This window comes from Paenibacillus sp. EKM301P, assembly GCF_011800295.1.
GTDB lineage: Bacteria > Bacillota > Bacilli > Paenibacillales > Paenibacillaceae > Paenibacillus > Paenibacillus polymyxa.
Map to the genome: position 1 here is coordinate 48,565 of NZ_JAALFM010000004.1, position 18,992 is coordinate 67,556.

Below are 18,992 nucleotides of genomic sequence, written 5' to 3' on the forward strand. Positions count from 1 at the left end.
ATTTATGCGTGAATTTAAACTATAGATTAATTATATACCGAAAAATAATTTGTCTATCAATATTTTATATTTGTTTTACAAAACCTAGTCGTTCGTCTAACATTCCGGGCCTACAATGTAAAAGTGTTGATGGTCATAAATAAAAAACCGTCACTTAACTAAGGGGAGGACAATAAAAAATGTTGAAAAAATGGCCGTTCATTCTGATGACTCTCACCATGGTATTTGCACTTGCAGCTTGCGGATCAGGTAACAATGCTGCACCACAAGGAGACGCTGCTGCAGGAACAGACAATAAAGCAGCTGCTGAACTGACAGGTAACATTCTGGCTGTTGGCTCCACTGCACTTCAACCATTGGTAGAGCAAGCGGGACAAAAATTTATGGCTGTCGATAAATATAAAGGCATTGCGGTTCAAGTGCAGGGTGGCGGTAGCGGTACTGGCTTGACCCAAGTTTCCGGTGGACAAGCGGATATCGGTAACTCTGACGTATTTGCAAAGGAAAAACTGGAGAGCGGCGCAGAAGAGCTGGTCGATCACCAAGTAGCTGTTGTAGCTATGTCAGCGGTAGCGAATCCTAAAGTAGGCGTAACAGACCTGAAAAAAGATCAACTGGTACAAATCTTCACAGGTAAAATTACGAACTGGAAAGAAGTTGGCGGTGCAGATCAAAAAATCGTGATCGTGAACCGTCCAAGTAGCTCCGGTACTCGTGCAACCTTTGAAAAATACGCGCTGGGACAAAAAACAGAAGATCTGCCAGGCTCCATTCAGGAAGATTCCTCTGGTACTGTGAAAAAGCTGATTGCTGAAACACCTGGTGCGATTGGTTACCTGGCTCTGTCCTACATCGACAACACAGTTACTGCTTTGAAGTACGACGGTGTGGAAGCTAACGTTGAAAATGTAGAACAAGGTAAATATCCAGTGTGGGCATATGAGCATATGTACACTAAAGGTGAGCCAAAAGAACATGTAAAAGCATTCCTGGACTATATTCTGTCTGATGAAATCCAAAAAGCAGACGTTGTAGACCTGGGATACATCCCGGTATCAGGTATGCAAGTGAAACGTGATGCTGACGGTAATATCACGAAATAAGGAGAGCGATCTCCTGTTCGGATGAACGCAGCTAACGCGAGTATATTCACGAAGAAGAGGCGGACTAACGTCCGGCCTCTATTCTTCGCTTAAAGGAGTTACAGTATGGAACCAATTGAAGGGAAGGCATACATGGAACAGAATAAACGATCCCGAGTTATGAAAGAAAGACATTACTGGGAAGAATGGACCGGCCGCATCTATACGTCGGTTTGTGTCGTTTTTTTAGTTGCAGTCATTGTCTCCATCGTATATTTTGTTGCCTCCAAAGGTGTAGCTACATTTGCGGTGAATGGAGTCAGTCTGCGAGAATTTTTCTTTGGAACCAAATGGAGCCCGGATGGCGAGCCCAAGTCCTTCGGCGCGCTTCCGTTCATTACGGGTTCTTTTGCCGTAACCATACTAGCGGCCTTAATTGCCAGTCCGCTTAGCTTGTGCGCAGCTTTGTTTATGACGGAAATCGTGCCGAAATCGGGTAAACGTATCCTTCAGCCTGCCATTGAATTGTTATCCGGCATTCCGTCGGTTGTCTATGGCTTTGTCGGCTTGACCGTAATCGTCCCATTGCTGCGAAACGTGTTCGGGGGACAAGGCATCGGTATTCTCGCAGGTTGCCTTGTGTTGTCGGTTATGATTTTACCGACGATTACGAGTATTATGGCGGATGCGTTGTCTTCCCTGCCGGGGGGGCTGCGAGAATCCTCTTATGCATTGGGGGCTACCCGCTGGCAGACAATTGCCCGTGTTATTATCCCGACGCTGCTGCCTGCTCTTTTAACAGGAATTATTCTCGGGATGGCTCGTGCCTTCGGAGAAGCGTTGGCTGTACAGATGGTCATCGGGAATGCTCCGCACATACCGCATTCCTTGCTGGAATCCGCTTCGACCTTGACCAGCGTCATTACTCTTAGCATGGGCAACACAGCGATGGGCTCCGTTCATAACAATGCACTCTGGAGTATGGCGCTTGTTCTTCTGCTCATGACATTTATTTTCGTGCTGCTGGTAAGGCTGCTTGAAAGGAGAAACCGGGTTTGATGAAAGCTAAAACGACCGACAAGATCGCTACATTTGTAATCTGTTTCTTCGCCTTGTTCATTGTTGCACTTTTGGTGGGATTGCTGGGCTTCATTTTGGCCCGTGGAGTCAGTCATATTTCTTTTGACTTTCTAACCAGTGCTCCGCAAACGTTACGTGCAGGTGGCGGCATTGGTCCGCAACTGTTTAATTCTGTATTTTTGCTAATCTTAACTTTGATTATCACCATTCCAATTGGCTGGGGCGCCGGCATTTACATGGCGCAATATGCAAAGCCGGGAAAAATTACGGACTTCATACGACTTGTCGTCGAAGTATTGTCCTCGTTCCCGTCGATCGTCATTGGATTGTTTGGACTATTACTCATCGTCAATACATTTAATTTTGGCTTTTCCCTCTTGTCAGGGGCGCTGGCTCTAGCCGTATTCAATCTGCCGCTGATGGTTCGCACAACTGAGCAGGCTTTCCGTGCTGTACCGAAGGAGCAAAAGGAAGCCGGACTTGCGCTCGGATTGTCCAAGTGGAAAATCATTACCTCCATTTTGTTGCCAGCAGCGCTGCCAAGCTTGATTACGGGTACCATCTTGGCCGCAGGCCGTATTTTTGGGGAAGCCGCCGCATTGCTGTTTACAGCAGGGATGAGTACACCGCCGCTTGATTTTACCGATTGGAATCCATTGCATGCCAGATCGCCTATTAATCCGATGCGACCTGCCGAAACATTGGCTGTTCATATTTGGAAGGTCAACAGTGAAGGCATTGCTCCTGACTCCAAAGATATCGCCGCAGGCGCTTCTGCGGTATTGGTGCTGCTCGTTCTGGTCTTCAACTTGAGTGCAAGATGGTTCGGAAGAGTCGTTTACCGTCGGTTGACAGCTGCCAAACGAATGGATTAGAAAGGGGATGGAGAACAATGGAACATGTGATTACACGAACGGCAAAAACCGCCACACCAGCAACATCCGTTCAGTCTACGCGTTCAGAACAACTTGCGGGGCAAGCGCCACATCCGTTCAGTACTGAGGATTTGAGTATTTATTACGGAAGCTTTGAGGCCGTGAAAAAAGTAAACTTAGCTTTTCCAGAGCAGACCGTGACCGCCCTGATTGGGCCTTCCGGCTGTGGTAAATCGACTTTTTTGCGTTCCCTTAACCGAATGAATGATGAGATTGCGTCTTCATCGACAACGGGACATATTTGGATGGACGGACAGGATTTAACGGCACCTGAGACGGACGTGATCAAGCTGCGTCAGCAAATAGGCATGGTGTGGCAACGGCCTAACCCTTTTTACAAATCGATTTATAATAACATTGCGTTCGGTCCTAAATACCGGGGAGTGCGCAAAAAGAAGCAGCTCGATGAAATCGTCGAAAGCAGCCTGCGTAAGGCGGCATTATGGGATGAGGTCAAGGATCGTCTTCACGATTCGGCTCTTGCTCTGTCTGGCGGGCAACAGCAGCGGCTTTGTATTGCACGTGCACTTTCCGTTCAACCGAAAATTCTGTTGCTTGACGAGCCAGCTTCCGCACTGGACCCTGTGTCTACAGGCAAGGTGGAAGAGCTTATTACCGAATTGAAAAAAGAACTGCGCATCGTTATTGTGACGCACAATATGCAGCAGGCTGCACGAATTTCCGATTATACTGCCTATTTTTATGTTGGAAGTTTGGTGGAACATGGGAAAACAAACGATATATTCACCAATCCTGAAAACGAGTTGACTCAAGAGTATATCATGGGTCGCTTTGGATAAGCCGTCCAGATTGACGACTTGTTATAGATATAAAACATGATAAACATCTTACTAATCTAGTATTGGTAAGATGTTTTTTTATTAGTTTAGTAAACTCTTACATTTGTATATAATAAAATATATTGATTATTTGGTTATATTTTCATATAATACATGTGTTTAATAGTTCTTGAAATACCACAATCCAATTAAAGGAGAGGTTTGCAATGAAGTTTAACGTTAAAAAATCTGTCAAATGGATTGCTTTTTCTGGAATGGCTATTACCCTAACAACTGGACTTGTTAGCCCTTCATGGGCAGCAGCTGAGCAGAATGTGACTGATGCAGGTGCGAGTGTTACCCAAGCCGTATACAATGATGCAAACGTTTACAAAAATGCTGTTGTTCCACTGGCTAGTGTGAATGTGAGTAGTTTGCTGGATAAGTATCGTGATTTTAGTAAATTTTCTACAGGAAATACATCCAAGGACACTACGCTTGCTTTGAATATTGTATCGTGGCAATTGCCGCATGGTGGATTCTTCAAAGCGATGGAAAAGAATTATAAATCCAAATGGGATGGCAAGGCAGCACGTTCTACATGGAAGAGCAAGGATGGTGTTGAACTCGGAACGTTTGATAACGAGGCCACGACAACCGAGATCCGCTTTTTAGCGGATGTATACAAAAAAACTAAAAACAAAGACATTAAAAACAGTGTACAAAAAGCAATTGATTTCGTACTAACCTCTCAATATTCCTCTGGCGCTTGGCCACAGGTTTACCCTAAACGTGGTAATTACTCAGATGCCGCAACTTACAACGATGATGCTATGGTTAGAGTGATGGTACTGGCAGATGACATTGTAAACAAAAGACAACCGTTTGATAGCGATATTCTTGACAATACATATCGCTCCAGACTTCAGCAGGCTCTGAATAAAGGCGTACAGTATACACTAAAAGCTCAAATTGTAAACAATGGCACACCAACAATTTGGGGAGCACAGCATGATCCGGTTACTTATGAATCTGTGCCTGCGCGAGCATTCGAGCTTGCTTCCAAAACAACGACGGAATCGGTAGGCATTACCGCATTCTTAATGTCTCAACCACAGACGACTGAGGTGAAAAAAGCAGCTCAGAGTGCCTTGAAATGGTTTGACACGAATCGGATCGACGGCATGAAATACAATCGTCAAGGTCCGGAGTTTTTCCAAAAGGATGCATCAAGCGTGATGTGGTATCGTTTCTACAACGTGGAGGACAATAAGTATTTCTTCTCAGACCGAGATGGCAAAAAGTATACGGACATCATGAAAATTAGTGAAGAAAGACGACTTGGTTACGCCTGGGCGGGAAGTCAGGCAAAGAGCTTACTGAAACTGGCTTCGGAAAGTGGATATTATAAACTGTCCAAGCCGTTGCCACAATAATAAAGCCATCATTGTAAATGCTTTGAGAGGGAGAGCCGTATGGTTCGGCCCTCTTTTTGTTCCCAGGCGGTAAATATGGTTTAATGGAGAGAGGGCAAAATAGAGATAAAGATGCACAAAGATAGGAGAGCTTGTATGACTCAAGAGGAGAAACAAACGCAACTACGATGGTATGGCGCACCTCTACGTGTCCGTTATCAGGAAAGCGACCAGATGGGGGTCGTGTATCATGCGAATTATTTAAACTGGTTTGAGATCGGGCGTACGGAAATGATTCGGCAGGCAGGCTTTAACTACCGGAGCATGGAAGATCGAGGAGTTTTGCTGCCAGTTATTGAAATCAATGCGAAATATGCGAGCCCTGCTCGATATGATGATTTAGTTACTATCTATACCGCTATTACGGACTTCTCCAGACTACGTCTGAACTATACTTATGAGGTTCGACGGGTAACGGATGAGGAGCACCAAAACAATGTGGGAAAGGTATGGACAGAGGCTGACACGCTGCCGGGAGAACTGCTGGTCACAGGATCGACACGACATGTGTGGTTGAATACCGACTGGAAGCCCGTTCGGCTCGATCAGGCACTGCCTGAGTTGTACACTGCGTTAAGGTCTGCTTTTACAGGCGGGGAGGGACAGAAGTCATGATGATGCGTAAACGTCTGTGGCTGTTGCTGCTGCTCATTCCTTTGGCGGAGCTGTACGGGTTTATATGGGTAAGTCACTGGATTGGAGCGGGGAAAACTATTCTGCTCATTATTCTGACGACCTTGATTGGCGCTGCCATGATGCAATTTGAAGGTCGAAAGGTGATTGCCGATGCCAAAAATGAAATGAACCGTGGCCAAATGCCTGGCCGTAAAATGCTGGATGGATTATGTGTGTTTTTCGGCGGGAGCTTGCTGCTTATCCCTGGATTTATAACGGATATTATTGGTTTTACGTTGGTGTTTCCTTTAACACGAGTATTGTACCGACGTTTTTTATTAAAGTGGCTGGAGAAAAAAATGAAAAACGGCAGTATTACGTTTCGGCGGTTTTGACTGAGCTGCCGTTGTCCCCTCTCTATAACCTAGCGGACTCTTCCAGCAAGAATGTAGTTGCGCAAGTCCTGAATGACATTTGCACGATTCAGTGCATCAAGAACGATGAGTGATACAGGTCCGATAATGAGTCCTAAAACGCCAAACAGCTTGAGCCCGATGAACATACCGATGAGGGTGGGAAGCGGGTTCAATCCCACGCTGCTGGCCAGCACCTTAGGCTCCACGATCTGCCGTCCAATCAACAGGATGGCATAGAGGATCGACAATCCAACCCCTAGTGCCAAATTCCCTGACATATACGCATACAGTGTCCACGGAATCATCACAATGCCAACCCCTAAATAAGGTAACAAATCCACCAGCCCGATCATCAAACCGATGGTAAAGGCCGATTCCACACGCAAGATGAACAGCCCAATGATAACCGTTAATGCGGTAATGGAAATGATAATAAACTGTGCACGCAAATAGCCGTACAATGCTTTACGCAGATCGTGCCAAATATCTGACAATGGTTTGCGGATCGTATCAGGAACCGTATTCGAAAGTATTCGACTATGTCGATCCCAATCCTTACTAATAAAAAAGGCTGCTAATACAATAACCATTAGCACAGCTCCCATATTAGGCAGAGAGGTTAGCAAATTTAAAACCCCATTAAAAAATTGACCGACTAGCGTAGTAACAGCAGAACTGACGGTTTGAGTCGTTTTATCAATATTGCTGTTAATGGTGTGTTGGTAATCGGGATTATCCCGAATAAAATGGTTGATTTCAATAATTATATTTTGGATTAAATCGCTTTGCGTCCAATCAATAAACAGGCTTTTAAAACGTTCGATATGCCCGTCAAAAGTCATGGCCAGCTTAATCATTTCTCGAACCATTCGGGTGATTGCAGCAGACAGGATGATTGCGATTCCGCCTAAATATACAAATAAGGAGACCGTGACAGCCACCCAACGTGGCATACGAGCCTTGTTACGCAAAAAAACGACCAATGGGTTCATAGCATAGGCCACAAGCCAGGCGAATAGGAAAGGATAAACGAGAGGGAACAGCATATATATGCCCAGCAACAGAGCTACAATCACGATTACGACCCATAGAGCACGAAATATGCGATTCAAGATTAACCGACTCAAGCTCTCACGACTCCTTTCTTTTCGATGGCACTCCTTAAAGGAAGTGCTCTACTATACTTATGCGGGAGGAGGGTAAGACAAGACCTATGTAAAAAAGTGCAAATGGACGCATATATTTTGTAAGGGGTTTCAAAAATTTCTTTATAGATGCGATAAAACATTTGAATGTGTTGGAATAGCCCTCAATGTTCACATAAACGACAAAATCCAGTATAGTGAAAGAAGGTTTAAATATTGACATATGGCGTTAACATTACTCAGCTAAATAAAAGACATATCTTACTTTTGAAAATGTTTACATTGCAAGTCCGTTCACAATGTTTTTACAAAGGAGAGATGTAACGATGACAGCGACTAAAGGTCTGGAAGGGATCGTAGCGACCACTTCCTCCATAAGCTCTATCGTAGATGGCGTTCTCACGTACCGGGGTTATAACATTGATGATTTGGCTGTTAACGCCGATTTTGAAGAGGTAGCTTATTTGTTGTGGTTTGGAAAATTACCTGACCAAGAGCAATTGCAAGAGCTTCGCAGCCAGTTAAGCGAATATGCTGCTATTCCGGATGAAATTATTACTCAATTAAAGTTATACCCGAAAGAATTGAGTACGATGGCTGCCTTGAGGTCAGCTGTATCGTCTCTTGCTTTGTATGACCCAGAGGCGGATGATATGTCAAGAGAGTCCAATGTGACCAAAACCGTCAAGCTTCAGGCGCAATTGCCCACAATTGTGGCAGCCATAGCGCGTATACGCGAAGGCTTGGAACCAATTGCGCCTAAAAAAGGTGTTTCCATTGCTGAAAACTTTTTGTATCAGCTGACTGGCAAGGACCCGGAGGAGACGGCTATTAAGGCGTTCAATCAGGCTCTCGTGCTGCATGCCGATCATGAATTGAATGCTTCGACCTTTGCTGCGCGCGTAACGGTAGCCACTTTATCAGATATTTATTCCGGGATCACGTCTGCCATTGGGGCCTTAAAAGGACCGTTACATGGTGGGGCCAATGAGGCTGTTGCTAAAACACTGGAGGAGATTGGCGGATTGGATCAGGTGGACTCCTATATTCAGGCCAAACTGGATAACCGCGAAAAAATTATGGGCTTTGGGCATCGTGTCTATAAAAACGGTGATCCGCGTGCCAAACATTTGCACAAAATGTCCCGCGAGCTGGGAGAAATGAACGGCGACACTACGTTGTTTGATATGTCAGTTCGAATTGAGAGTATTGTAACAGGGCAAAAAGGCTTGAAGCCGAATGTGGATTTTTATTCTGCCTCCGTATATACCCAGTTGGGTATCAAGAGGGACCTGTTTACTCCTATCTTTGCTGTAAGCCGTGTATCGGGGTGGACTGCACACATTTTGGAGCAGTATGAAAATAACCGCTTGATTCGTCCGCGTGCGGAATACACAGGTCCGATGGATCAAAAATATGTGTCACCAGAGCTGCGCTAACCTTTGGAGGAAGATTGAGGTTGTATACCCTGAATTTAAAAAATAAGGTACAATAGAAGGGTCGGCGAGAGATATACGTTTTTGTCTGTGATAAAGATCATGTCTTTCGTCCTGTACCCATTCATATCTGAGGAGGAAAAGGAACTTATGGCGAAATTTGAAAAGTTTGAGCTCCCAACTGAAGGCGAAAAAATTACAATTGATAACGGTCAACTGCAGGTTCCAAATCATCCGGTAATTCCGTTTATCGAGGGTGACGGCACAGGTCGCGACATCTGGAAAGCTTCCAAGCGCGTACTGGACGCGGCTGTAGAAAAAGCATATAACGGCACGAAAAAGATTGCCTGGTATGAAGTATTCGCTGGTGAGAAAGCTTTCAATACATACGGCGAGTGGCTCCCTAACGATACTTTGGAAGCCATCCGTGAGTATATTGTAGCCATTAAAGGTCCACTTACGACACCTATTGGCGGTGGTATCCGTTCATTGAATGTGGCATTGCGCCAAGAACTGGACTTATACGTATGCCTGCGTCCTGTTCGCTACTTTAACGGTGTCCCATCTCCAGTAAAACGTCCTGAGTTGGTAGACATGGTCATTTTCCGTGAGAATACAGAAGATATTTACGCAGGGATCGAATATGCCGAAGGGTCTGAAGACGTGAAAAAGGTAATTCAGTTCCTTCAGCAAGAGCTGGGCGTGAATAAGATCCGTTTCCCTGAAACCTCAGGAATTGGGATTAAGCCAGTTTCCTCCGAGGGTTCAAAGCGTCTGGTACGGGCAGCTATTCAGTATGCCGTTGACCATGGGCGCAAGAGTGTAACGCTCGTACACAAAGGTAACATTATGAAATTTACCGAAGGTGCCTTCAAAAACTGGGGTTATGAAGTAGCTGAGCAAGAGTTTGCAGATAAAGTATTTACTTGGGCTCAGTATGATGTCATCAAGGAAAAAGAAGGTGAGGATGCGGCAAATGCAGCTCAAAAAGCAGCTGAAGATGCAGGCAAAATCATTATTAAGGATGCGATTGCTGATATTGCACTTCAACAAGTGCTGACTCGTCCTTCTGAATTTGATGTCATTGCTACGCTGAACCTGAACGGGGACTATCTGTCCGATGCTTTGGCTGCTCAAGTTGGTGGAATTGGGATCGCGCCAGGTGCAAACATTAACTATGTAACCGGGCATGCTATCTTTGAAGCTACGCATGGTACAGCTCCAAAATATGCAGACAAAGACGTAGTGAACCCTGGTTCCGTAATTCTGTCCGGCGTTATGCTGCTTGAACATTTGGGCTGGAAAGAAGCAGCTGACCTGATTTACAAGGGGCTGGAGACGTCCATTAATAAAAAGATCGTAACTTATGACTTTGCCCGTCTGATGGACGGTGCTACACAGGTGAAATGCTCCGAGTTCGCGGACACTATTATTAGTAACCTGTAAGGAAGGGGAATACTACTTGACCATTCAACGCAAAAAAATATCCATTGTTGGCGCCGGTTTTACCGGTGCCACTACCGCATTGCTGCTGGCTCAGAAGGAGTTAGGTGATATCGTACTCATTGATATTCCGCAACTAGAGAATCCGACTAAAGGCAAAGCACTTGATATTTTGGAAGCTGGTCCAGTGCAGGGATTTGACACCCAGATCATGGGCACTTCTAATTATGAGGATGCAGCCAACTCGGATATCGTCATTATTACAGCCGGGATCGCGCGCAAGCCGGGGATGAGCCGTGATGATTTGGTCAACACGAACGCAGGAATTATAAAATCCGTATGTGAGAATGTGAAGAAGTACGCGCCTAATGCTATCGTCATTATTCTGAGTAATCCGGTCGATGCTATGACCTATACGGCGTACCAAACGCTTGGCTTCCCGAAAAATCGGGTTATTGGCCAATCAGGTGTGTTGGATACGGCTCGGTATTGTACCTTTATTGCCCAGGAACTGAATGTTTCGGTTGAAGACGTGCGCGGTTTCGTTATGGGAGGGCATGGTGATGATATGGTACCGCTCGTACGCTATTCCAGCGTAGGAGGTATACCTATCGATAACCTGATTTCTCAGGAACGTATCGAAGCGATTGTACAACGTACACGAGTGGGTGGCGGAGAGATCGTTAACCTATTGGGTAATGGCAGCGCATATTATGCTCCAGCAGCTTCGCTTGCGCAAATGACAGAAGCGATTGTAAAAGATAAAAAACGGATTATTCCAGTCATTGCTTACCTGGAAGGAGAGTATGGCTATCAGGACCTGTTCCTCGGTGTACCTACACTTCTTGGCGGGAACGGCATCGAAAAAGTGTTCGAGTTGGAATTGACAGTTGCAGAAAAAGCAGCGCTCGATCAATCTGCCGAAGCGGTTCGTAATGTGACTAAAATAGTCAACGTATAAATACGATTTGCTACTAAAACGGTATACTTTTTTACTTAAAGAGGTGTCCACAAGTCATAGTTATGGCTGTCGGCCACCTCTTTTATTTTTAAATAGTCTATTGTCTTCTTCCTTTTCTTTTAATATTGAAAGTTTCAGTTTGGATTTGCTGGCACCAGCGGAGCGAACGGAATGATTGCGGACAAGCATCCACCCGAGTTGAAACTTTCCCCCTCATATCCTTTGCTTTGACCCACTTCCCCGGTATAATAGAGTTCATATGCATTAATAGTTACATAGAAAAGCATGTCCCAAAACATTGCAAAGATGCTAGTCATTCGTTGGAATATGATCGTTCTATGGAAAAATCAGTTTGTAAGAAAACAAAGAATTGGAGGTTATAAAGAATGTTTTTTATTCACATTATTGGATCACTGGCAATGGGCTTTTATTTATTGCTTCCCTTCGTCGTGGGCAAAATCGACAAATTGGCTCCAAGCGCGCAGGAGGGAACGATATCGGCTGTGCAGCTATTGAACCGTTTGGCGCAATTTGCACTAATCCTTGTGCTTATTAGCGGCATCTATATGATTTTTGCTTGGAAGTCTTATTCGGTAGCATGGATCGTGGTCGTGTTGTTGTTGTTTCTTGCTATTTCTGGTATCGCAGGTGCTATGGGTAAGCCATTACGATTGTCACTGGAAGCAGTTCGCAACCAACAGCCAATTACGCAATACGCTGGTAAAGTGCGAATGTTCAGTACGTTGTTGGCCGTTTTCATGATCTTAATTACGTTTTTAATGGTATACAGCCATATTATTTAATGAATCATTTTATGAGCGGTTGGAATTGAATAATGACAACGGCTAACGTTGAAAAAACGGTCTGTGCAGAATAAGCATAGGTCGTTTTTTTGTGTGCTCACATAGCTGGATTTTTCTTTTTTCGTTTAACGGATAAGTTTGTGTGGTAAATCAGGAGTAGAGTGGATGCAAATGTTGCATCCTAAAAAATATCTGATTTTGAAGGGAGAATGTACAATGGCTAAAAGCAACCAACCTCAGCAAACCTTGCCCCCGCAGCACCAGGAACAGCAACCGGGGATTGAGTCCAAAATGACGCCTGCACCGCAATTTGAAAAACCAACTTACAAAGCGGCTGGCAAGCTAACAGGCAAAGTTGCACTGATTACTGGTGGAGACAGTGGAATTGGGCGGGCTGTAGCTGTCACGTATGCCAAAGAAGGTGCGGATGTAGCTATCGTCTACTTGAATGAGCATAAGGATGCGGAAGAAACCAAACGTCAGGTCGAACAGGAAGGACGCAAATGCGTGTTGATTCCTGGCGATATCGGAGATGACCAATTTGCCAAAAAAGCGGTGCAACAGACGGTGAACGAATTGGGCAAGCTTGATATCGTCGTGAACAATGCGGCCGAGCAGCATCCACAGCAAAAGCTGGAGGATATCACCAAGGAACAGCTGGAGCGCACTTTCCGCACGAATATCTTCGGTATGTTCTTCCTAACACAAGCGGCATTGCCGCATTTGAAGAAAGGGAGCGCGATCGTCAACACAACGTCGATTACCGCATACGCTGGGAATAAGACGCTCATTGATTATTCTTCCACCAAAGGGGCAATCACATCATTCACTCGTTCCCTATCACTCAATTTGGCGGATCAAGGTATTCGAGTGAACGCTGTAGCCCCAGGGCCGATCTGGACACCGTTAATCCCGTCTACCTTTGATGCCAAGACGGTCAGCGAATTTGGAGGAGCACAGCCCATGAAGCGACCGGGTCAGCCGGAAGAACTGGCGCCAGCTTATGTGTACCTTGCTTCAGACGATTCGTCTTATGTAAGCGGGCAGGTTATTCATATCAATGGCGGTGAAGTTGTAAACGGGTAAGAGGATAAAGAAAAGGTTGGGGCAGTCTTTTGCTCCGGCCTTTTTTCTTTTCACGGTGGAACATAATGCAGGTAGCCTGTAGAATGAGATTAACTTACATAAAAGGATGGGCAAATTTCTATGAAATCGTTTCGTTTCAGGCTTACCCTGATCATGCTGATTTTGATTGGCGTATCTGTCCTTGCTGCTGGAATCACTATGGGACAAATTTTCAAAAATTCGAATATGAAGGTGCTAGAGGAGAACATGGGCCGCGAGATTGACTTGCTCCGCGCTACTTTCCCATTTGTTAATGCTGATGCCCTATCCAGTACGGATTATGTCTCCTATTATTCTGAGAAGGCGAAGGAAATTGCCCATCTGACCGATTCGCGAGTGACCTTCATTCGTAAGGACGGGACGGTGGTGGGTGATTCGTTAAGCAATCCACGCAAGATGGAAAACCATGCATCGCGTGAAGAAATACGACAAGCTACGTCGGAGGGAATCGGACGGACGATACGCTACAGTGAAACTTTGCAACGAAACATGCTATACGTCGCTGAGCCTGTTGTATCGGAGAAGGGCTTTGACGGATATATCCGTTTGTCCATGAGTCTGAAAGCGGTGGAAGAGGGAATGCAGCGCGGCTGGACGGCCATCGGGATTGGTCTTGTGTTGCTGTTTATTGCTGCTGGACTGATGAGCTATCGTATTGCTCGCAGCCTCACCTCGCCCATTGAACATATTACAGGGGTAGCCAACCGTATTTCAGGACTGGATTATGACGCAAGGGTCGGCGTACAGCGCCGGGATGAGGTAGGACAACTGGGTGAAGCCATTAATCGTATGGCTGACAGCCTCCAAAACCAAATGAAAACGATTCGTGACAATGAGGATCTGCTGCAAAGCGTCATGAGTAATATGACAGGCGGGATTCTGATGATCGATGCTAATGAACGCATTGCGCTTGTCAACCGTGAGTCTGAGCGTATGCTCGGTGTCGCGGGTAAGCGGGTGACAGACAAGCCGTATCATGAACTGAAGAAGCACTATGAGCTCACAAAGCTAATTGAGGGCAGTATACAAAGCCGAGAAAGGCTACATGGTGAGGTGCATTTGTACAACCCTGAGGAACGACTCGTTTTGCTAGATGGTGTCCCTATGTATGAGGATGAAGGGGGATACCGGGGGATGCTGTTCCTTTTGCAGGATATTACAGCTATTCGACGGTTAGAAAATATGCGAAGCGAATTTGTGGCAAACGTCTCTCATGAGCTAAAAACACCGATTGCCGCAGTCAAGGGTTTTGCCGAGACATTGCTTGGTGGCGGGGTCAAAGATGAGGAAACAGCCCGTTCCTTTTTACAAATTATATATGACGAAAGCGAACGACTGAATCGACTGATCGGCGATATTCTGGAGCTTTCCAAAATCGAGTCCAAGCGCTCTCCGCTGGATTGCTCTCCAATTCATATCTCTTCTTTCATAGAATCATTGCTGGAGAAACTGAACAATGTAGCAGCGAAGAAAAGGATTACACTGCACATGGATATCCCGGATGAATTGTTTATGGAGGCAGATGAAGATAAGCTTCAGCAGATTTTCCTGAACCTTTTGTCTAATGGCATTAACTATACACTTGATGGCGGCAAGGTAAAAATCAAGGTTATAACGCTACAGCGAGACCATGACACGGAAAAGGTCGTATTTACAGTCAGTGATACGGGTATTGGGATACCGAAAAAGGACCTGCCACGTATCTTTGAGCGCTTTTATCGGGTGGACAAAGGTCGCTCACGCAACTCGGGCGGAACGGGGTTGGGATTATCTATCGTCAAGCACCTGGTTGATCTGCATCATGGTACACTTTCGGTTGAAAGCGAGCTTGGTTTGGGTACGACGTTTACCGTTGAATTACCGTTATTGCAACAGGAAGAATGAACTATAACATTTTTTACATTGTGTTAACAATGCCGTGATAAAATAAACGGGTGTCGCATGAGCATGGAAAAGATTTCAGGATTTTGACTAATGCGCCTTTAACAGGTAAACAGGAGATGAAGTTATTAATGGGACAACGTTTGCTGGTTATTGAGGATGAACCAACGCTTGCCAGATTGCTATCCTACAATTTGATACAAGAAGGTTTCGAAGTGGACACGGAGGATCATGGCAGTGCTGGGTTTGAAAGAGCCTCCAGAGAATCCTACGATTTGATCCTGCTGGATTTGATGCTGCCGGGAATGAATGGACTGGACATTCTGAGCAGACTTCGCCATCAGGGGCTGACGACACCTATCATTATTCTCACCGCTAAAAACGGGGAGGCTGAGGTGGTCCAAGGACTGAAGTCGGGTGCTGATGACTACATCACAAAGCCTTTTGGCGTTTCTGAGCTGTTGGCCCGTGTAACGGCTGTGCTGCGAAGAACATCCGGAGGGGATGAGGGAGTGCTGTCTGAACAGAAGGATGGCTCCAAAATTCAACTGGGCGAGCTGGAAATCTACCCTGAAAAATATGAAGTCATTCTTGGAGGTCAATCCATCAGCTTAAGACCCAAGGAATTTGAAGTACTTCTCTATTTGTCCCGCAAGCCGGGTGTCGTCCTGACTCGAGATGATCTAATGAATGCCGTGTGGGGCTTTGACTACATCGGTGGTCAACGGACGGTGGATGTACACGTCAGCTCCTTACGTAAAAAGCTGGAGCTTGATCCTGACTCGGTTCATATTGATTCGATCCGCGGAGTGGGGTATAAGCTGGTTGTAAATAAAAAAAGAAGCGCTTCTCATTTGTTATAAATGAGGAGCGTTTTTCTCTTTCCAGGCCGTAGCAGCAACTTTTATGTCCATTTTGTGATTTTACATTTCGTTGACAAAACTAGCCATTAAAATCAACAAATGACCGATATGATGTTCCCGTCACTCCAAGTAAGTAAAAAAAGGGGACTTCAGAACGATGATAACGGAACCAAAGACCCAGCCGAGTTCCACTGCCGTGATTGAACGTGAAACGTTCAAGCCGATTACTACCTATGTGCCATGCCGGGAGGTTCCGATCATTGGCACGGATATGTCTTGCAAAGAACTGTTAGCACTCATGAAAGCACAGGAAGATATCCCCTGTGTCATCGTCGTGGATAAACATGACCTTCCATTGGGCATTATCATGAGAGATGCATACAATCGTCATTTTACGGGCAGGTTCGCTGCGGCGTTGTTCTATGATAAACCGGCTTCCCTATTTGCCGATCCGAATACATTAATTGTGGATTTGAAAAGTCCAGCAACGGAAATTGTAGAACAGGCGATGATGCGTGAAGATCAGCGTTTTTACGATTGTTTATTGATAAAGGAAGGGACAAGATTACTCGGTGTACTCACAATTCGTGATATCCTGTCTGTCGTTCAGCGAATGCAAAGAGAAGCAGACGAAGATCGGGGCGATGTGATTCGACATAGCTATGACGGAGTCCAGCGTATTCGGATGACTGTTTTGGATGCAGCGAAAGAGGCGGATGACAGTGTGCAGCTAACTCGCTCAATGAGTGAATTATCCCGCCGTGGTAAAGTGGAACTGGAGGATGTTCTGCTTTCTTATCATGCAGTAACGGAACAAATGAAGCGCCAGCATGAGCAGATGACAGCCTTAACCCAATCGCTGAATGATATTGCGGGCATGGCCTCATCCATTCGTGCATTGGCAGATCACAGCGGATTGCTGGCGATCAATGCGTCTATTGAAGCGGCCCATGCTGGCGAACACGGGCGTGGCTTTCAGATTGTGTCTCAAGAGGTTCGGAATATGTCACTCCAGACCAAAGCTTTTTCTGTACAGATTACCGGCTTACTCACTCATATTGAGCAAATGCTGCGTGACACTGCTGAACTGACGGATACGAGTATGCAGCAGATTCATACAGGCTCTAAATTTATATCTGCCGGAACCCAAACGTTTGCCAAATTATTGCAGGCAGTCGATGAAATAGAGGCTAAAAATAGTGAAATGTCCCGTTCCGCAGAAGAAGCGGCCTTGAATGCAGCTGGAATAGCACAGGAGCTTGAGCTCATGCTGAGTTCTTGATCATTTTACATACCGTTAACAAATCCACCACACTGAATTTACACACAGCTTATATAATCTTCATATTGTGCAAATCAGGTGCAATGCTTGAGGACCATAACTGCAACACGAAGGAGATCATAAATCCATGAATGATTCCGTAATCCGGATTGATAAGCTGAATTTGTATTATGAAAAATTCCACGCGCTGAAACATATAAACCTGGATATTCCTGAAAAAACGGTAACAGCCTTCATCGGCCCATCCGGCTGTGGAAAATCAACCTTGCTGCGTACGCTAAACCGGATGAATGACATGATACCGGGAACGCGTATTGAAGGCACCGTGAGCATCGCAGGTCAGGATATTTACGGCGATACTATGGAAGTAGAAACGCTGCGTAAACAGGTGGGAATGGTTTTTCAACAGCCTAACCCGTTTCCCAAATCCATTTACGATAACGTGGCCTATGGTCCGCGTCTGCATGGAATTCGGCAAAAGGACAAGTTAGATGAACTGGTAGAGCAAAGCCTACGGCAGGCAGCACTTTGGGAAGAGGTTAAAAATTTTCTCAAGCGTTCTGCTCTGAGCTTGTCCGGCGGACAGCAACAACGGCTATGTATTGCCCGGGCGCTTGCTGTACAGCCAGATATTTTACTTATGGATGAGGCTACATCTGCGCTGGACCCGATCTCGACGATGAAAATTGAAGAGCTGGTTCAAGAATTAAGAGACACGTATACCATCGTCATGGTGACGCATAACATGCATCAGGCAGCGCGTGTGTCTGGTCGAACTGCGTTCTTTTTGAATGGGGTTGTAGTAGAGGCAGCGGATACAGAGGCGATGTTTTCCACGCCACAGGATTCACGTACGGAAGATTATATTTCCGGGCGTTTTGGCTAAAGCCAAATTTGATGATTATGCGAGAAGGGGTGACTTCGAAATGATTCGTAGAAAAGGTTTTGATGAAGGATTAGAAGAACTGAGAGCCGTACTGCGCGAAATGGGTGCACACGTTTCGAAGGCGCTCGATCAGGCTATTGAATGTTTGCAGACCAAAAATACAGAAATGGCCCAGCAGGTAGTCAAAAATGATGCATCCCTCAATACAATGGAAGAAAATATTCTGGATATGGGCTCCAAGCTCATTATTACCCAGCAGCCGGTAGCGAAGGATTTACGCCGGATCATTGTTGCATTTAAAATTTCCAGTGATTTGGAACGGATGGGTGATTTGGCACTTGATATTGCCAAGGTCACACTTCGCTTGGAAGGACAGCAGGCGATGAAGCCGTTGGTGGATATTCCACACATGGCTTCCATTGTAAAAGAAATGATCGACGATGCGATCAAATCCTATTTGGATGAAAATACAGATCTGGCCTACAAAATGGCTAAAGAGGATGATCGGGTGGATTCCTTGTACAGCCACATGATCAGCGATCTATACGCATTTATGGTAGAAAAGCCAGCAGAGGCTTCACAAGCCATGCTGCAACTGCTTGTAGGACGTTATATTGAACGCATTGGCGACCATGCTACGAATATCGGTGAAAGCACTGTATATCTCGTGACAGGAGAGCGACCAGATTTGAACCAGTAAGGCTTTTAGTATATAGCGGTTGTTTCTAATCCAGATTTGTCTTGAGCAAAAGGCAAATTTGGCTAGGAAACAGCCGTTTTTTTCT

The 18,992-nt window shown here is 45.5% G+C and carries 18 protein-coding genes; 17 read left to right on the top strand and 1 reads right to left on the bottom strand.

Annotation, left to right across the window (positions count from 1 at the left end; genetic code table 11):
- The first annotated feature begins 179 nt into the window (after positions 1-179).
- The 7 genes from HFD99_RS11575 (at position 180) to HFD99_RS11605 (ending at position 6,361) form a co-directional block, all read left to right on the top strand.
- A complete protein-coding gene (locus HFD99_RS11575) occupies positions 180-1,103 on the top strand; it encodes a phosphate ABC transporter substrate-binding protein (RefSeq protein WP_016819622.1) in 924 nt (307 codons plus the stop codon).
- A 105-nt stretch (positions 1,104-1,208) separates the two neighbouring features.
- Positions 1,209-2,141, top strand: coding sequence for a phosphate ABC transporter permease subunit PstC (pstC, locus tag HFD99_RS11580; protein ID WP_013370343.1), 933 nt, complete (start codon positions 1,209-1,211; stop codon positions 2,139-2,141).
- Positions 2,141-3,037 carry a phosphate ABC transporter permease PstA gene (gene pstA / locus HFD99_RS11585; protein WP_016819623.1) on the top strand — a complete coding sequence of 299 codons (897 nt, stop codon included), beginning with the start codon at positions 2,141-2,143 and terminating at the stop codon, positions 3,035-3,037. Before pstC ends, pstA begins: the two co-directional genes overlap by 1 nt.
- A 17-nt stretch (positions 3,038-3,054) precedes the next feature.
- Entirely contained in the window at positions 3,055-3,897 is an 843-nt protein-coding gene (gene pstB / locus HFD99_RS11590) for a phosphate ABC transporter ATP-binding protein PstB (protein ID WP_016819624.1), read from the top strand.
- A 206-nt stretch (positions 3,898-4,103) separates the two neighbouring features.
- Positions 4,104-5,312, top strand: coding sequence for a pectate lyase (gene pelA, locus HFD99_RS11595; RefSeq protein ID WP_102997782.1), 1,209 nt, complete (start codon positions 4,104-4,106; stop codon positions 5,310-5,312).
- 135 nt (positions 5,313-5,447) lie between these two features.
- A complete protein-coding gene (locus HFD99_RS11600; RefSeq protein ID WP_017425912.1) occupies positions 5,448-5,966 on the top strand; it encodes an acyl-CoA thioesterase in 519 nt (172 codons plus the stop codon).
- The gene (locus tag HFD99_RS11605) at positions 5,963-6,361 is read left to right on the top strand and encodes an FxsA family protein (RefSeq protein WP_013370347.1); all 399 of its coding nucleotides are present in this window, start codon (positions 5,963-5,965) and stop codon (positions 6,359-6,361) included. The genes HFD99_RS11600 and HFD99_RS11605 overlap by 4 nt, the downstream gene beginning before the upstream one ends.
- Before the next feature lie 29 nt (positions 6,362-6,390).
- On the opposite strand, the gene ytvI is transcribed toward HFD99_RS11605, so the two are convergent.
- Positions 6,391-7,509 carry a sporulation integral membrane protein YtvI gene (gene ytvI / locus HFD99_RS11610; protein ID WP_123797041.1) on the bottom strand — a complete coding sequence of 373 codons (1,119 nt, stop codon included), beginning with the start codon at positions 7,507-7,509 and terminating at the stop codon, positions 6,391-6,393.
- 344 nt (positions 7,510-7,853) lie between these two features.
- On the opposite strand from ytvI, the gene citZ reads away from it, so the two are divergent.
- From citZ to phoU, 10 genes are all read left to right on the top strand, one after another.
- The gene (citZ, locus tag HFD99_RS11615; protein ID WP_016819628.1) at positions 7,854-8,966 is read left to right on the top strand and encodes a citrate synthase; all 1,113 of its coding nucleotides are present in this window, start codon (positions 7,854-7,856) and stop codon (positions 8,964-8,966) included.
- Between the two features lie 147 nt (positions 8,967-9,113).
- Positions 9,114-10,409, top strand: coding sequence for an NADP-dependent isocitrate dehydrogenase (icd, locus tag HFD99_RS11620; protein ID WP_016819629.1), 1,296 nt, complete (start codon positions 9,114-9,116; stop codon positions 10,407-10,409).
- Positions 10,410-10,425: 16 nt separating this feature from the next.
- The gene (gene mdh / locus HFD99_RS11625) at positions 10,426-11,367 is read left to right on the top strand and encodes a malate dehydrogenase (protein WP_039276960.1); all 942 of its coding nucleotides are present in this window, start codon (positions 10,426-10,428) and stop codon (positions 11,365-11,367) included.
- A 386-nt stretch (positions 11,368-11,753) separates the two neighbouring features.
- Entirely contained in the window at positions 11,754-12,170 is a 417-nt protein-coding gene (locus tag HFD99_RS11630; RefSeq protein ID WP_017425909.1) for a hypothetical protein, read from the top strand.
- 216 nt (positions 12,171-12,386) lie between these two features.
- Positions 12,387-13,256, top strand: a complete 870-nt coding sequence (locus HFD99_RS11635) for an SDR family oxidoreductase (RefSeq protein WP_025364514.1) — start codon at positions 12,387-12,389, stop codon at positions 13,254-13,256.
- Positions 13,257-13,376: 120 nt separating this feature from the next.
- Entirely contained in the window at positions 13,377-15,179 is a 1,803-nt protein-coding gene (gene pnpS, locus HFD99_RS11640; protein WP_039276963.1) for a two-component system histidine kinase PnpS, read from the top strand.
- Positions 15,180-15,307: 128 nt separating this feature from the next.
- Entirely contained in the window at positions 15,308-16,039 is a 732-nt protein-coding gene (locus HFD99_RS11645) for a response regulator transcription factor (protein WP_013370356.1), read from the top strand.
- A gap of 157 nt (positions 16,040-16,196) precedes the next feature.
- Positions 16,197-17,321, top strand: coding sequence for a methyl-accepting chemotaxis protein (locus HFD99_RS11650; protein ID WP_123797044.1), 1,125 nt, complete (start codon positions 16,197-16,199; stop codon positions 17,319-17,321).
- Between the two features lie 127 nt (positions 17,322-17,448).
- Complete coding sequence (pstB, locus tag HFD99_RS11655; protein WP_016819635.1) at positions 17,449-18,207, top strand: phosphate ABC transporter ATP-binding protein PstB; 759 nt, start codon at positions 17,449-17,451, stop codon at positions 18,205-18,207.
- A 40-nt stretch (positions 18,208-18,247) separates the two neighbouring features.
- Positions 18,248-18,907: a phosphate signaling complex protein PhoU gene (phoU, locus tag HFD99_RS11660; protein ID WP_019686846.1), complete on the top strand. Its 660-nt coding sequence runs from the start codon at positions 18,248-18,250 to the stop codon at positions 18,905-18,907.
- Positions 18,908-18,992: the final 85 nt, after the last annotated feature.